Genomic DNA, 15710 nt, shown 5'->3' on the forward strand with positions numbered 1-15710 from the left:
GTCAAGTTTTGCTTTCCTTTTCAAGAGTCTGTGCAATAGTCATGACTTCGAGTCAGTAGTGCGTAAACATCGACAATCTATCGGGTCGATCCTACGGGCGCCCGATTTTTCACAGGGCGACACACATGACCTTCGTTCAGGCTATTCAAAGCGGATTCAAAAACTACGTCAACTTCCAGGGCCGGGCGACCCGGTCCGAATTCTGGTGGTTCTACCTCTTTTACCTCATCGTTATCGTGGTCCTCGAAATCCTCGGGGGACTTCTCGGGCGCAACGGCGTTGGGATAACCCTGGGCCTCGTAGGCCTTGCTGCGGTGGCCTTCTTCCTACCGATGCTTGGCCTGACCATTCGCCGGCTTCACGATACCGACCGAAGTGGTTGGTGGATATTTTTAGGCTGTGTCCCCCTGATCGGTCTTATCCTGATCGTGTGGTATTGCACGCCAGGGACACCCGGCCCGAATAAGTACGGCGTTGGCAATATCCTGACGAACGTTGCCAATACGTTTAGCTGATAGTGGCGTAAAGCACATTAAAGGGCGGACCGGCAACGGCCCGCCCTTTTTGTTTGCCTTCACACATCGCGTGTCAGGCTGCGATCGATGTCGTGGTCGTAGCGGCAGACGTCGCCACCGTCGTGCTGGCCGTGGTCGCGTAGGATTGCAGGGCCATAAGGAACTGCTGCATCAGATCCGTCAGGGTCGAGTCCGTGGTGGTCGAGTCCGTTGAAGCCGTGGTCGTTGTAGAGCTGGACGAAGCGGCCGCGTCCGACGGCGGCGGGCCTTTAGGTCCCCCTGGAGGTCCCTGGGACGCCATCTGACTGTCGAAAGCCGTCTTCTCGTCGGCCGAGACCGTGCCATCGCTATTGCTGTCCATCGACGAGAACAGCTTGTCGGCTTTGGTGGTGTCGGTATCGCCCATGGTCGTCGTACCGAAGGCCTCCATTTCGGTCTTGCTGATGCTGCCGTCATCATCGCTATCGATATCCGACAAGGACGGCGGGGTCGGAGCCTGGCCCGCGGAAGCCCGGTTGGGGCCGCCTTGCCCACCAGGTGGCGGTCCGGGCGGTGGCCCACCCATTTGGCCGCTATCTTGAGCTTGCAACAAGCCGCTCATCGTGTCCGAGGACAGGGCGTTTTGCAGATAGGCCAGGGTTTCGTCGGAACTGACCGATCCATTGCTGTCGCCGTCGAGGGCGGTCAGCAGCGAGGTGGCGGCCGAGGTCGAGCTGGCGGACGACGACGTCAGTTCGGACAGGGATAAAGACTTGCTTTTGTCAGCATCCAGGGTGGAAAAAAGTTTTGAATTCAGTTGTGACAGGAATGGACTGGACGACAGGCTGCCCACACTCATGTTTGTCTCCCGATCATAGACCGGCACAATTACCGGCAAGATAAAGGAAACGAATATTCCAATTAACAAGATGTTATTTTAACGCATATTTCAATAGCGTAACGCAATGAACACAATTATAACTTTAATGCATCGATTATTTTCAATATATATTTCACCTTCATCATAAACGCAAGCATGATTTACTGTAGGCATAATCTGCCGGGCAAGCTTTTCCGCCTTCGATTCCCCCTTGCATCGGCGCATTCCGGCCGCTAATCTGCAATTCGGCCCGAATTCGACCACAAAGCGGCTTTAGGCCTACCCATCCCTCCCCCCTGATCCGTGAGCCGCCCATGCGTTCGCTTTTACCCGCCCTTTCCGTCCTGGTCCTGAGTGCGGTGGCCGCCCCCGTCCCTCTTCTGGCGCAGGACTATGTCGGCATCGGCATGGGCCAGAACGTCTTCTTTTCGCCGTCGGGTCAGCCCTTTCGTGCCGCCGCCGGCCAGCCTTACCCGGTCGCCGCCTGGTTCAATCAGGCCGACACCGATCACGACACCAAGATCAGCCACGACGAATTCATCGCCGACAGCACGGCGTTTTTCAACGTCCTGGACGTCAATCACGACGGCTATGTCAACAGTCCGGAAAACACGCGTTACGAAACCGAGGTGGCGCCGGAAATCCAGCGCATGGATCCGCGCATCCAGCAGCCCGTCAATCGTTACCGCGCGCCCGATCCCGATATGGGCGCCGACACCAGCAACGATCCGACCGGCGGCAAATACCTGAAACAGATTATCGGCGCCTCGCAATACGGCCTGATCGACGAACCCCAGCCGGTGCGTGCGGCCGACGCCAATTTCGACTTCCGCGTATCGTCCGGTGAGTGGCAAAACGCCGCCAGCCAGCGCTTCACCATCCTCGACCGCAATGGCGACGGCTTCATCACCATGGACGAGCTACCGAAAACACCGGCGCAGCTGGCGGCCGAAGCGCCCAAGGACGAACCCGGGCCGAAGAAAAAGAAGCGCGGCTTCTGGTAAACCGACCGGCGGCCGCGTTTCACCCGTTTACAGGAGTTTCATCTCGCTAACTGTAAGCTTTTATGTTACGGGCGCGGCTTCTCTTTTTTTCTTCTACGGCGTTTGCGTGTACAAAAAGGTTCATAAGCTGGGTTTGTTTGGTCTGGGCGCCTTCGGCCGCCTGATCGTCAAGCATTTGTCGCCCTATTTCGATATCTATGCCTATGACACCAGTCCGCACGCCCGTGCCTTCGCCAAGCGCCACAATGTCGCCCTCGCCAGTTTCGAAGAGGTCGCCGGTTGCCGGCTGGTCGTCCTGGCGACGCCGATCCGCACCTTCCCGGAATTGATCGCCGCCATCGCGCCACACGTTCATCCCCATGCCCTGATCATCGATGTTGGCTCGGTCAAGATGAAGCCGGCCAAGTGGATGCAGGACCTGCTGCCGCCCAGCGCCTATATCCTGTGCACCCATCCCTTGTTCGGGCCACAGTCGGCGCGCAAGGGCATTCACGACCTCGAAATCGTCGTCTGTCCGGTGCGGGTTCGCCGTCTGGCGCCGATCCTGCGCTTCTTCCGCGAGACCCTGGACCTCAAGGTGTCGGTGGCGACGCCGGAGCAGCACGACCGCGCCCTGGCCGCGGTTCAGGGGCTGACCCACCTGATCGCCAAGGTGATGACGGGGCTGGAGCCCTTGCCGACCGTGCATACGACGCGGTCCTACGACCTGATGATGCAGGGCATCGGCCTGGTCCAGGGCGATAGCGATGAGCTGTTCCTCAGTATCGAACGCGACAATCCCTTTGCCGGCGAGGTGCGCAAGCGCTTCTTCGCCGAAATCGACAGCCTGCGCGGCCGGTTGGAAAGCCAAGAAACGGGCAAATAACTAGCTGCGGAAATAAATAACCGCCCCAATACTAACAGCCTTTGTCATTCGGCGATGGCGGCCGATGCTGTTAACCTCTCGCAAGGGAGGCCCATCATGAAACGCATATTTATCGCTATACTAGCCCTGTCCTTCGCCGTGACAGCTCCGGCCATGGCCGACAACCGCGACGCCCTGGAAGGCGACATGGTCATGCACGCCAAGGCAGCGTCCGCCGCCACCACCTCGGCGGTTACCGCCATCAATGCCGGCGATACGACTACGGGGTGCACAGCCATGCGCACAGCCGTCGACGAAATCACCATAGCCGAGGCGCTGGTCTCCGTAGACGGGCCCCTGATTAACGCCGACACACGGTTGGACAGCGCCGCACGCACCGCGCAGCAAGGTCAACTGACCGACCTGGCGACCAGCTTCGCCAGTTCGCACAGCCGGCTCGACGCCCTGATCGCGAAATATTGTTAGGCGATGCATGTCCTGGTCCTCGCCGCTGCCCTGCTGATGGCTCCGGCGCCGGACTATGACGCCGCCATGGCGCCCTATCACAGGGCGTTCGACGCCGCGCAGAGCGAAATGGCAAGCGCCAACCGTTTGAATGAGGCCCATGACAGGACCGGCACGTGCCTGGCCCTGACGGCGGCGATCGGCGATTTCGCCAAGGCCGCCACCGCTATCGATCCGGTACTCGCGCTGCTGGCCGGCGACGGGACGCTGGATGACGGCAAGCGCGCCGGACTGGTCGCCCAGGCCAGGCAGGCGAAGGATACGGCGTTACTGAATGCCGGAGATGCGCAGGCCGATCACGACAGGCTGTGTTCGAAGACTTAAAGCACGACGATGCATCTTAAGAAGAAAGAACCCCTCACCCGGCAGGCTGAAGCCTGCCACCCTCTCCCCTTGAAAGGGGCGAGGGGTTAAGGGAAGTGCCTCAATCTAAAATTACCCAACTTCCGTCTTCTGGGCTGCCGCCAGGGCTATGGCGGCGACCGGGGCGTCGCTGCCGCGGACGCCGAACATCTTGCGGAAGACGTCGCGGCGCTCATGAACGCTGGCCAGGACCAGGCCCATCGGTATGCCAAGATCGATCAGGGTGTTTTCCGCGAGTTGCAGCGAGGCTTCGATGGTTTCCGGCACGGCGTCGGTCGCCCCCATCTGATATAGGCGTTGCGCGTGCGAGGCGTCGCGGGCGCGGGCGATGATATGGACGTCGTCGCGGAGGGCCCGCACCGCCTTGACGCAATTGTCGGTAAAGCCCGGATTTGAGGCCGTCACCACGACGGCGCGGGCGCGTTCCAATCCGACATTGGTCAGGAAATCCGGCACGGAAGCGTCGCCGTACCAGGCCTCGATGCCCTGGGCCCGGGCGCGCGAGGTCACCTGCGGATTGAAGTCGACCACCATATAGTCGATCTTGTGCAGGGTCAGCATGTCGGCGACCAGGGCGCCGACGCGGCCGAAGCCGATGATGATGACCTTGTCGCCTTCGCGGATGGTGTCGGGCGCGACCGCGGTCTGGTCCTTGGCCTTGGTGATGGATTTGACGATGCGGCCGCCCACCATGGCCAGCAGGGGCACGCAGAACAGGCTGATGATCGCCGACAGGATGACCGCCTGGCCGAAGCCGGCGCTCAAGACCTTGTGGCCGATGGCTTCGTCGATGATGACGAAAGCGAATTCACCGGCGGGCCCAAGAACCAGCGCGGTTTCAATGGCGTTGCGGTTGCCGAGCCCGAAGGCGCGGGCCGCCGGATAAAGGACGGCGGCCTTCAAGGCGATCAGGCCGGCTGCCAGGCCGAGAACCAGGACGGGCTCGGCCAGAACGGCGGAGACTTCGAGGCGCGCCCCGACGGTGACGAAGAACAGGCCGAGCAACAGGCCTTTGAACGGGTCGATCATGACCTCGATCTCGCGGCGATATTCGGTTTCGGCTAGTAGCACGCCGGCGATAAAGGCGCCCAGGCCCATGCTGAGGCCCGTCATCACCGCGACCTGGCCGGAGACGACGACGACCAGCAGGCAGGCCGCCATGAACAGCTCGCGGTTCTTCGACCGGGCCACCGAATTGAACAGCGGGCGCAACAGCCAGCGGCCGCCAATGACGAGAACCCCCATGCCGATCAGGGCCGGAATCAGGGCCCACAGGCCTTGCAAGCCTGCCGCCTCTCCGCCGGCGGCGCCGGCTAGCATGACGACGGTGATCAGGATGGGCGCCACGCTCAGATCCTGAGCCAGCAGGACGGCGAAAACCGTGCGGCCCGAAGGACTGTTCAGCGCCTTGCGGTCGGCCAGGACGGGGATGACGACGGCCGTCGACGATAGGGCCAACGCCATGCCGAGCGTTACCGAGGCGATCCAGCCGGCGCCCAGCACCATGAAAAGCCCGGTCAAGACCAGGGCGCTGACGCCGACCTGGACGGCGCCGAGGCCGAAGACCAGCTTACGCATCGACTTCAGGCGCTCGAAGGTCAGTTCCAGACCGATGGAGAACAGGAGGAAGACCACGCCCAGCTCGGCAAGATGGGTGACGGCGTGCGAGCGCATGACGGCAAAGGCATCGAGCGGCGCCCAAAATTTCGCCAGCCGCCCCATAATGTCGGGCCCCAGCACGACGCCGACCAGCAAGAAGCCGAGCACACTCGAGACCTTGAGGCGCTGGAACAAAGGTATGATCACCGCCGAAGCCAGCAGGAAGACGATGATGAAGACGTAATAGGCCTCGGCTCCCGTGACGATAGGGGTGAGCGTTTCGGTCAGGGCGGCGGGTAAGGCGGCGGCGGGCGGGGTCATGTTTGGCTCCTCGTCGTCGGGTGTCCTTCTTATAAAGGGAATTTTCGGCGATATGTAACCCCGCGGTGCGTCATTTCTGCCGAACATGAAAAAAAATTCATGTGGCAGCGACGGAAAAGCCGCTACAAAGTATTTAGTTTCTAACTGAACTACTGTTTGGCCAAAATTCCGGCGTGCTCAAGCGCCGATAAAAATAGGGTGTCCTGAATGCGTCTTCTGAAAACCTTGACCTGCACGACCGCTTTGGCCGTCGTAGCCTTGTCCGGCACGGCCTTCGCCGCCGACAAAACCAACTGCCTCGACACCTACTGCACCATGCAATCGCTGGAAAGCCTGGACGGCTTCATTCCGGCCGATACCGCGGCGGGTGGCGGCGACGCCACGTCGACGGTCGCCAAGACCTACGGCAAATGGGGCATCGACCTGAGCGGCATGGACACCTCGGTCAAGCCGGGCGACAGCTTCTTCAACTATGTCAACGGCACCGCCGTGGCGAACATGGTCATCCCGGCCGACAAGACCTCCTATGGCAGCTTCATCGCCTTGCGCGACCTATCCGAAGCCCGTTCCAAGGCCATTGTCGAAGCCCTGGCGGCCCGGAGCGACCTTACTGGCGACGACGTCAAGATCGCCGCCATCTATAACAGCATGATGGACGCCGCCGCCGTCGAAAAGCTTGATGCCGCGCCGCTGCAGCCCATGTTGGCCAACATCGCCGCCATCACCGACAAGAGCCAGATGGCCGGCTATATGGGCCATACCTCAGGCACGTTCGGCTCGGCCTTCTTCGGCGCCTATGTCGGAGAAGACGCCAAGAACCCGAAGGTCAATGTCCTGCAACTGGGCCAGGCCGGCCTCGGCCTGCCCGACCGCGACTATTATCTGAAAGACGCCTTCGCCGACAAGAAGGCCAAGTATCAGGCCTATGTCGCCCAGATGCTGACCATGGCCGGCTATCCCGACCCGGACAAGAACGCCGCCGACATCGTCGCCATGGAAACCGCCATCGCCACGGTGAGCTGGACGCGCATCGACCGCCGCGACGACACCAAGACCTATAATCCGATGACACTGGCCGAACTGCCGACCCTGGCGCCCGGCTTCGACTGGAACGCTTACTTCGTCGCCAGCGGCACCGCCGGCGCGCAGAAGGTCATCGTCGCCGAAAACACCGCCTTCCCGCAGATCGCCAAGATCTTCGCCGACACGCCGCTCGACACCATCAAGGCATGGGAAGCTTTCCGCACCATCGACCAGGCCGCGCCCTACCTGTCGGAACGCTTCGTCACGGCGCAATGGACGTTCCGTTCGCACGAGCTGGGCGGCGCCCAGGAACAGCGCCCGCGCTGGAAGCGCGCGATCGGCGCCGTCGAAGGCTCGATCGGCGAAGGCCTGGGCCGCGACTATGTCGCCGCCTATTTCCCGCCGGAATCCAAGGCCAAGATGGAAACCCTGGTCGCCGGCCTGCGCACGGCGCTGAAGGCCCGCATCGAGAACCTGACCTGGATGACGCCCGAAACCAAGGCCAAGGCGCTGGAAAAGCTCAGCAAGTTCGGCGTCAAGATCGCCTATCCCAACAAGTGGCGCGATTATAGCGGCCTGACCGTCAAGGCCGACGATCTGTTTGGCAATATCCAGCGTTCCAATACCTTCGATTGGGCGTTTGCCCTGTCCAAGCTCGACAAGCCGGTAGATCCGGAAGAATGGGGCATGACGCCGCAAACCGTGAACGCCTACTATTCGCCGACACGCAACGAAATCGTCTTCCCGGCCGCCATCCTGCAGCCGCCGTTCTTCGACCCGAACGCCGACATGGCCGTCAATTACGGCGGCATCGGCGGCGTCATCGGCCACGAAATCACCCACGGTTTCGACGACCAGGGCCGCCATTATGACGGCGACGGCATGCTGACCGATTGGTGGACCGCTGAGGATTCGGCCAAGTTCGACGCCCAGACCAAGATCTACGGCGCCCAGTACGACGCCTTTGAGCCCCTCCCCGGCGTTCACGTCCAGGGCGGCCTGACCATGGGCGAAAATATCGCCGACCTGGGCGGCAACCTGCTCGGCCTCGACGCCTATCACCTCTATCTCAACGGCCAGGCCGCGCCGACGCTCGACGGCTTCACCGGCGACCAGCGCGTCTTTATGGGCTTTGCCCAGGTGTGGCGCTCCAAGTACCGCGACGACGCCATCAAGCAGCAGGTCGCCACCGATCCGCACTCGCCGGCCGTCTTCCGCGTCATCGGACCGGTCCGCAATATCGATGCCTGGTACAAGGCCTTCAATGTCCAGCCCGGCGACAAGTACTATCTGGCCCCCGAAGCCCGCGTCCGCATCTGGTAAGGGTCGCGGACCCTTAACCCGTTACTGACGCTCGGCAGGGTCCGCGCGTGATCAACTGAGAACCTCCCGGCTGAAAGGTCGGGAGGTTTTTTATAAGCGGGTGTTATTGGGCGTCCGAATTAATATTACGTGCCAGAGGTGTCGTAAAATGAACGTTTTTCCAGGTATTGACCGACTTAAGTCTCAGCATGAGCTGCTGACGCACGAGTTCAAACGTCGGTGTCATGCGCACGGACTCGTGTTCGACTATGAACACCTGAAAGACAAAGAACTATACTTTTCCAGGACGATATTGGACGTAAAAAGGGGCAATAGGCAGATAAATGTGAATTTGACGGAACAAAGGGAGGCCCCATCAGCTTACACAAAGGATGGCGGCTTGAATTACGAGATCAGAAGATTGGTCATAAACGTGGACGACGTTGAGAGCAGTGCTGGCTTTTTATGGGCGGCGTATCAAATGTGGATTCTGGATGGAATTGGCGAAGCGGATATGGAGACATTCATCAACGATTTCGGGAAAACGCCGCTGCCGCCCACATAAGCCCGCCAGCAATCATGACCGTTAAACCAAGCCAAAATCCGATGAACATAACGGGCAAAAGACCCAGCATCGCGACACCTTCGACACCCATTTCGCCGCCGCCGGCATAGGCGTAAACAAGCATGGGGCCGCCGATCCCGACCACGAAAATGGCGAGGCCTATAAAGAAGGTACACTTCGCCTGAGCCAGCGGGCTCATGCTTTACAAGCAGCGCGGGTCAGCCAGGCGATCTCGTCGGCCAGTTTCTGCATCGGAACGGCGATCAGACGTTCTTCCAGCCCGATGGTGATAATGCCGTGGACGGCGGCGAACAGGGTGCGTGCTCGCACGGTCAGCGCCACCACATCGAGGTCGGGCATGATGACCGCCAGGGGCTCGGCGATATGACGGAACAGCCGCAGCTGATCCTGCGCCGCCCAATCCGGCAGCGGGCTGTCCAGCCGGAGTTCGAAGATCATCCGCCAGAGGCGCAGATTCTCGCGCGCGAATTTGAGATAGGTATGCGCCACCGCTACCAGGCGGTCGATGGCCTCGTCCCGCGTCGCCAGGCTCATATGACCGGTCGCTTCGGCCGCCGCCTGGCCCAGACGCGCCAGGGTCTTCGAGGCCACGCGCAGGGTCAGGGCATCCATATCGTCGACGATATTGTAGAGACCGCCGAGCGCCACACCGATATCGGCCGCCAGGTCGCGGGCCTTCAGACTGGCCACGCCCGACTCGCAAATGCGCTTTTCGGCGGCGTCGATAAGGGCTTCGAGTTGCGCTTGCCGCCTGTCTGCCGTGCGGGGAGATGCCATGATTTCATTCCGGAATTATTTTTTGAACGAAGTTCATTTTTTTATTGAACGACGTTCACGATTACGCTATACAACATTTGTGAACGACGTTCATATCATGAAACGCCCGCATGATGGAAGACGTTATTTGCAAGACTACGCATCGCGATAACCCGAAAAGTGTCCTTCCTAGCCGTTGACCACTTTTCGGCGTGATGCAACCTCGGGGGGCCGAGGGGGGATAGTAAGCAGGCGCGGAAACATCGCCATCACGTATGGTTCCGCGCCTGAGCTTCCCCGCAAAACCCGCCATCACATCGGAGAGCACCCATGAAGGGTCTGTTATATACCGCCGCCATTGCCGCCACTGTCGCCGTCACCGTTTCGGCCTTTCAGGCGAGCGCCCACAATCCGCGCGACTGGCATCGCGACATGGCTCTGATGGGTAACGATGTCTCGAGCTTCCTGCATTATCAGCCGACCGACCAGACCACCCGCGGCGGCAAGGTACGTCACGCTATGCATACCGGTCAGGTTAATTAGAGCTATTTCGGTTTCGACGGCGGTACAGTGAGCACCACCAGCCCGATCGCGCCGGCTATGGCCAGGACGACGCCGGCGATAAAACCGACAACCAGGGCCACGCCCAGATCCGCCGCGAAGAGTTCGGCGGGGTTCAGATTGCCGAACACGCACACCGCGCACATGGCCAGCACCGCGGCCACGGTCAAGGCCAGTCCGCCGAAGGTCGCCACAAGACTGAAAAAGGTGCGGTTCATATCAGTCCCGTAGCGGCCTTTCGGTATTCATGTTGCTTACCAGATGCGGACGCGGTCTTCCGGCTTGAGATAGTACTTGTCGCCCGGCTGAACGTTGAAGGCCTTGTACCAATCGTCAACATTGCGGGTCGGACCGACAGCGCGGAAGTGGTCCGGCGAGTGAACGTCGGCGGCAATGAGGAACTTCATGAAGTCCTCCTTGTACTTGCTCTGCCACACCTGAGCGAAGCCGAGGAAGACGCGCTGTTCCGGGGTAAAGCCGTCGATTGTCGGCGCGGCCTGACCGTTCAGCGAGACATGATAGGCGTCCATGGCCATCAGGATACCGCCCAGGTCGGCGATATTCTCGCCCATGGTCTGGTCGCCCTTGACGTTGACGCCGGCCACCGGTTGATAGGTGTCGTATTGGGCGCTCAGATTTTTGGTCTGGGCGATGAACTTCTCCGAATCCTCCGGCGTCCACCAGTCGACGAGATTGCCGACCGAATCGTAGTGGCGCCCCTGATCGTCGAAGCCATGGGTGATTTCGTGGCCGATAACCGCGCCGATGGCGCCGTAATTGACCGCCATGTCGGCGTTCGGGTCGAAGAACGGGGGCTGCAGGATAGCGGCCGGGAAAATGATCTCATTGCGCGTCGGCGAATATTGGGCATTGACGGTCTGCGGATTCATGCCCCAGTCATTGGGATCGAGCGGTTTTTCGATATGGGCAATGCGCCAGTCCCATTCATAGGCCGAAGACCGTTCGACATTGCCGTAGAGATCGTCGGCCTTGATGGCCAGGCTGCTATAGTCGCGCCATTGGTCGGGATAACCGATGCGGACGCCGAAATGCGCCAGCTTGTCGAGCGCCTTGGCCTTGGTCGGCGCCGACATCCAGGTCAGGTTCTCGATGCGCACCTTCATGGCGGCCAGCAGGTTGGCGACCAGGTTTTCCATCTTGGCCTTGGATTCCGCCGGGAAGTAACGTGCGGCATAGACCTTGCCGACGGCGTCGCCCATATTGCCGTCGACCGTGCCGACCGCACGCTTCCACAGCGGGCGTTGTTCGTCGATGCCGTAGAGCGCCTTGGAACGGAACTCGAAACGACGGTTATAGAACCGGTCGGACAGGTAGGCAGAGGCCTGGTCGATGGTGCGGAAGGCTTCCCAGGCCTTCAGAGTCTCGAGCGGCGTATCGGCGAAGATCTTGGCGATCTTGGGGAAGGCGGTGTTTTCGGCGACGATGACCTTGGTCGCCTTGTCGGCCTCGGCGGCGTGGAAGAAGCCGTCCCAGTTGAAGCCCGGCGCATAGGTATTGAGGTCCTTCAGCGCCATGGGGTTATAGGTCTTGGTGTCGTCGCGGCGTTCGATGCGTGTCCAGCTCACCTTTGCGATGGCGGTTTCCATGGCGACGATGTCGGCGGCGTTCTTGGCCGGATCGGCATAGCCGGCCATGGTCAGCATGTCGGTGATATAGGTCTCGTAGGCCGCCTTCTTGTCGGCATAAGTGTCCGTCAAATAGTAGTCGGGATCGGGCAGGCCAAGGCCTGCCTGGCCGACCTGCAAGGCATAGAAACCGGGCACCTTGGCATCGTCATAGACGCTGAGATTGAAGAAGGCCGAGCCAAAACCCTTGGCGGTCCAGCCCATATAGCTGGCCATATCGTCCTTGGTCTTGACCGCGGCGATGGCGTCAAGGTCCGATTGCAGCGGCTTGGTGTCGAGACTATTGCGCAGGTCGCTGTTCATGGCGCTGCGGTACAGGTCGGCGATCTGCAGCTCTTCGCCGCTGAGGCCGGTCTGGCCGGCGAGGGTCGTCACGATGTCCTTCTCGCGCAGTTCCGACAGGTCGGCCAGCTTGTCGAAGCCGCCGGAACCCGGTTCGTCGGCTGGAATCACCAGGGCCTGAAGCGCCTTGCCGTTGGCGTAGATGTAGAAGTCGTCGCCCGGCTTGACCGAGGTATCCATGCCGGCGACGTCGAAACCCCAGCTGCCGTAGGATTTACCGAGCTTGGCCATTTCGGTGGCATCGTCACCACTGACGTCGGCGAGAAAGCTGTGGGCGGGATAGGGTTGCGGGACGTCGCTCGAACGGACCTCGGCCATGGCCGTCGCGTTCAGGGCGGCCGCGAAGGGAAGCGACAAGACAAGGGCTGAGGTCAGGAGACGGGTGCGTAAGGCGCGCATGAGAAGTCTTTCACATATGGGCGCACGCATAACCCAAGCCCGCGCCCCGTTAGGTCAGTGCGCCAGCATGATACAGTTTAATATATTTGTATCATGAATAATTCTTCATTTTTGCATCGGCGTAACATACGGGCCGATCGGCCATATTTTGACACAGTTGTCAAAAATATCGATTTCAGGACTGATTTTTGGGCAAAAAAAAGCCCGCCTGGGGGGATATGTCCCGGCGAGCTTTTTGCTTTGTTTTTAACGAGCGTTTCCTCCCCGAAACGCCGGAACTGACTTCTCTCTGCGGGAGAAGTTCCGTTCTCTTGAGCCGGAGAAAACAGTTTTTCCGTCTCTGTGTCAACCGCTTTTATGACAATGTGTCAAAATTATTTTGGACCTGACTTGGGTTGGTAACAGTCTCAACAAAAAACACTTCAAATCGCCGTTATATTGACAGCGCTGTCAGTGAGATTCTGTTATGGATTTCAAATGGTTGATGGCGCCCGCACGTGGCAGAGTGACCTGGCCGGGACGCCCTTCGCGCCAGGCGTTATTGTCACTTATTTGCATCGCCAGATCGCGGCCTAAATCGAGATCTTTTATGGTAACGGTACCAGCTTTGAGCTCGTCCTCACCAATCATGACGACGGCCGGGCTGAGTCGACGATCGGCATACTTCATTTGCGCCTTCATACCGGAACGGCCGAGATAGACCTCGGCAGCCATGCCGGCGGCACGGATATCGGCGGCCAGGGCGAAATAGGCCCCCATATCGGCTTCGGAGAAGTTGATAATGACGATCGGCCCACGTACCGGGGCTTGGGTCTCAGCCAGGGCCAGGGCTGCCGACAGGCGCGATACGCCGAAGGAAAAGCCGGTCGCCGGCGTAATCTGGCCGGTGAAGCGTGCGATCAGGTCGTCATAACGGCCGCCGCCGCCGACACTGCCGAACTTGACCAGTTCACCCTTGTCATCGCGCGTCTCGATCAGCAGCTCGGCCTCAAAAACGGCGCCGGTGTAATATTCCAGGCCGCGCACGATCGACGGATCGAACACCGCTGCCTCATCGTCGACACCCAAGGCGGTCAAGGCCGAACCGATGCGCGACAGGTCTTCGAGACCCGCCTGCCCTTCCGGCGAATTGGCCAATACCGCGGCGAGGCGTTCCAGGACCTGGCTGCGCGAGGTGGCGTTTTGCGCCGCCGAGACGAAGCCCAGCACGGCGCCGATGGCGGCGTCACCCAGTTCGGCGCCCTTGGTGAAGGCGCCGCTGTCGTCCTTGCGGCCCTTGCCCAGCAGCAATTGCACGCCTTCGAGGCCCAGCCGGTCGAGTTTGTCGATGGCACGAAGCACGCCCATTTGCTGGCCGGCGTCGGTGACGCCCTGGCCGGCCAACAGGCCGTTCAGCAGTTTGCGGTTATTGACGCGTAGCTGCGCCGGAATGCCGGCGGCCTTGAAGCCGGCGACGGCCAGGGCGACCATTTCGGCGTCGGCTTCCGGGCGATCGGAGCCGATGGTGTCGGCGTCGCATTGGATAAATTCGCGCAGACGGCCGGGCCCCGGCTTTTCATTGCGATAGACCGGCCCGAAGGCATAGCGGCGGAACGGCTTGGGCAGGGTTTCCCAGTTTTGCGCGGCGAAGCGGGCCAGAGGCGCCGTCAGGTCGTAACGCAGAGCCATCCATTGTTCGTCGTCGTCCTGGAGCGCGAAGACACCGACATTGGGGCGGTCGGAATCGGGCAGGAACTTACCAAGCGCGTCGGCATATTCGAAAGCCGGCGTCTGCAAGGCTTCGAAGCCGAAGTCTTCATAGACCTTGGACACGGTGTTGATCAGCCGGCGTTCGATGGCGATCTGACGGGCGCGTTTATCGGCAAAGCCGCGCGGGCTTCTGGCTTCGGGACGGAAGGTAGGGTCTGGATTTTCGCTCATGCGCCGCGATTAGACTATTGGGCCCGAAGAGACAAGCTTTTGCTGGTGTTTCCAAGCCTCAGTCGCCGGCCGGCCACTTCCGAGGCTTTGGCGTGGCCCTGGCTACGTGCCAAACGTGGCGCGGGCGCTCAATGCGCCAGGTTTAAAGGCGCGGTATTGGCGTCAACGCCAAAAACCTTTCCTTCGAACGACCGCCCTACTCAATGCCCTTGAAGTCGCTAGATTCGCGCGACAGGAGAATAAAGAGTCCAGCGGTATTTTGACACCAATGTCAAAATATTCAGTTAACCCCCTGTTAAATGAGGCAAAAAGGTGTTATCAATAGTTTCCCCTAAGGAGGGCAAAACTATGAGCAAGTCTTCTCACACGATGGAAAGTTTCTCGCGTTTTGTAGTCGCCATGATCTGTGTGATCGTCGGCGCGGGAATCATCGCTTTTGCGTTCACCAAACTCGATAACGGCTGCGCCGTCGGCATTCCGTGCCACCATGCCGGCGATCCGGTACCGCAACCGCATTACTGACGGCGTTTTAAGCTTTTTCGGGCTTTAACGCTTTGTTTGGCCGGTCTTTTGCATAGTGTGCGCTTGGTTGTCCCGGAGCGCGCACCATGACCTTACGAATCCTGCCGGCCCTTATAGCTCTAGGCCTCGCCTTTCCGGCAGCGGCTTTTGACAACGCGCCAGCGGTCAATCCGTTGTCGCGCGAGCCCTTGTATGCCGGACTGGTCAGTTCGGCCGAGCAGTTGAAAACTCAAACCGCGGCGTTTACGCCGGCGGTTGCCCTGTTGTCTGAGCCGTCGTTCCAGGCCTACCTGCAACAGGTCAAGGCGCTGTCGGACGGCGACATGAAAGGCCATCTCGACCTCAAGGCGCGCGGCACCGACCGCGATCTCAAATGCATCCTGATGGGGGTGTCGCTCGATCTGGGCAACAAGATCAAGGACGTCGAAGCCGCCAAGTCGGACGGCGACATGGCGACTGCCCTTGGCAATATGGAAGCGCTGCTGAGCGACAATATCGATGTCATTGTGACACCGGATACCGCCGATTCCGGTTTGGACTGCGTGCTCGAATTCGGCAATCGGTAAGGGGCTTATCCGCAGATTGACGCAGATTAAAGCGGGTGATTTTTCAGCGTTTTGCTG

16 protein-coding genes are annotated in these 15710 nt (G+C 60.2%); 9 read left to right on the forward strand and 7 right to left on the reverse strand.

The window, feature by feature from the left end; translation table 11 throughout:
* Positions 1–125 precede the first annotated feature (125 nt).
* Positions 126–515, forward strand: coding sequence for a DUF805 domain-containing protein (locus AC1DX3_RS05545; RefSeq protein WP_476988249.1), 390 nt, complete (start codon positions 126–128; stop codon positions 513–515).
* Positions 516–588: 73 nt separating this feature from the next.
* Here the strand turns inward: AC1DX3_RS05545 and AC1DX3_RS05550 are convergent, their stop codons facing one another.
* Positions 589–1353 (reverse strand): EF-hand domain-containing protein, encoded by a 765-nt coding sequence (locus AC1DX3_RS05550; protein ID WP_476988250.1) that lies wholly within the window; start codon positions 1351–1353, stop codon positions 589–591.
* 335 nt (positions 1354–1688) lie between these two features.
* Here AC1DX3_RS05550 and AC1DX3_RS05555 point away from each other — a divergent pair, with 335 nt between their 5' ends.
* From AC1DX3_RS05555 to AC1DX3_RS05570, 4 genes are all read left to right on the forward strand, one after another.
* A complete protein-coding gene (locus tag AC1DX3_RS05555) occupies positions 1689–2378 on the forward strand; it encodes an EF-hand domain-containing protein (protein WP_476988251.1) in 690 nt (229 codons plus the stop codon).
* A 106-nt stretch (positions 2379–2484) separates the two neighbouring features.
* Entirely contained in the window at positions 2485–3243 is a 759-nt protein-coding gene (locus AC1DX3_RS05560) for a prephenate dehydrogenase/arogenate dehydrogenase family protein (RefSeq protein ID WP_476988252.1), read from the forward strand.
* A gap of 96 nt (positions 3244–3339) precedes the next feature.
* Entirely contained in the window at positions 3340–3708 is a 369-nt protein-coding gene (locus AC1DX3_RS05565; RefSeq protein ID WP_476988253.1) for a hypothetical protein, read from the forward strand.
* Positions 3709–3711: 3 nt separating this feature from the next.
* A complete protein-coding gene (locus AC1DX3_RS05570; protein ID WP_476988254.1) occupies positions 3712–4071 on the forward strand; it encodes a hypothetical protein in 360 nt (119 codons plus the stop codon).
* Positions 4072–4182: 111 nt separating this feature from the next.
* Here the strand turns inward: AC1DX3_RS05570 and AC1DX3_RS05575 are convergent, their stop codons facing one another.
* Complete coding sequence (locus AC1DX3_RS05575; RefSeq protein ID WP_476988255.1) at positions 4183–6030, reverse strand: cation:proton antiporter domain-containing protein; 1848 nt, start codon at positions 6028–6030, stop codon at positions 4183–4185.
* 207 nt (positions 6031–6237) lie between these two features.
* Here AC1DX3_RS05575 and AC1DX3_RS05580 point away from each other — a divergent pair, with 207 nt between their 5' ends.
* Entirely contained in the window at positions 6238–8376 is a 2139-nt protein-coding gene (locus AC1DX3_RS05580) for a M13 family metallopeptidase (protein ID WP_476988256.1), read from the forward strand.
* Between the two features lie 506 nt (positions 8377–8882).
* On the opposite strand, the gene AC1DX3_RS05585 is transcribed toward AC1DX3_RS05580, so the two are convergent.
* Together AC1DX3_RS05585 and AC1DX3_RS05590 are read right to left on the reverse strand one after the other, a co-directional pair.
* On the reverse strand, positions 8883–9119 hold the full coding sequence (locus AC1DX3_RS05585) for a hypothetical protein (protein WP_476988257.1): 237 nt from the start codon (positions 9117–9119) through the stop codon (positions 8883–8885).
* Positions 9116–9718 (reverse strand): TetR/AcrR family transcriptional regulator, encoded by a 603-nt coding sequence (locus tag AC1DX3_RS05590; protein WP_476988258.1) that lies wholly within the window; start codon positions 9716–9718, stop codon positions 9116–9118. The genes AC1DX3_RS05585 and AC1DX3_RS05590 overlap by 4 nt, the downstream gene beginning before the upstream one ends.
* 309 nt (positions 9719–10027) lie before the next feature.
* Between AC1DX3_RS05590 and AC1DX3_RS05595 the strand changes: the two genes are divergently transcribed.
* On the forward strand, positions 10028–10240 hold the full coding sequence (locus AC1DX3_RS05595) for a hypothetical protein (RefSeq protein WP_476988259.1): 213 nt from the start codon (positions 10028–10030) through the stop codon (positions 10238–10240).
* 2 nt (positions 10241–10242) lie between these two features.
* On the opposite strand, the gene AC1DX3_RS05600 is transcribed toward AC1DX3_RS05595, so the two are convergent.
* From AC1DX3_RS05600 to hisS, 3 genes are all read right to left on the reverse strand, one after another.
* Complete coding sequence (locus AC1DX3_RS05600; RefSeq protein WP_476988260.1) at positions 10243–10476, reverse strand: hypothetical protein; 234 nt, start codon at positions 10474–10476, stop codon at positions 10243–10245.
* 36 nt (positions 10477–10512) lie between these two features.
* Positions 10513–12645 (reverse strand): M13 family metallopeptidase, encoded by a 2133-nt coding sequence (locus tag AC1DX3_RS05605; RefSeq protein ID WP_476988261.1) that lies wholly within the window; start codon positions 12643–12645, stop codon positions 10513–10515.
* Positions 12646–13095: 450 nt separating this feature from the next.
* The gene (hisS, locus tag AC1DX3_RS05610; protein ID WP_476988262.1) at positions 13096–14565 is read right to left on the reverse strand and encodes a histidine--tRNA ligase; all 1470 of its coding nucleotides are present in this window, start codon (positions 14563–14565) and stop codon (positions 13096–13098) included.
* 348 nt (positions 14566–14913) lie between these two features.
* Between hisS and AC1DX3_RS05615 the strand changes: the two genes are divergently transcribed.
* Both AC1DX3_RS05615 and AC1DX3_RS05620 read left to right on the forward strand, forming a co-directional pair.
* Positions 14914–15087, forward strand: a complete 174-nt coding sequence (locus AC1DX3_RS05615) for a hypothetical protein (protein ID WP_476988263.1) — start codon at positions 14914–14916, stop codon at positions 15085–15087.
* A gap of 86 nt (positions 15088–15173) precedes the next feature.
* Positions 15174–15653, forward strand: a complete 480-nt coding sequence (locus tag AC1DX3_RS05620; protein WP_476988264.1) for a hypothetical protein — start codon at positions 15174–15176, stop codon at positions 15651–15653.
* Positions 15654–15710 lie beyond the last annotated feature (57 nt).

The organism is Asticcacaulis sp. P2_B1, from assembly GCF_056404915.1.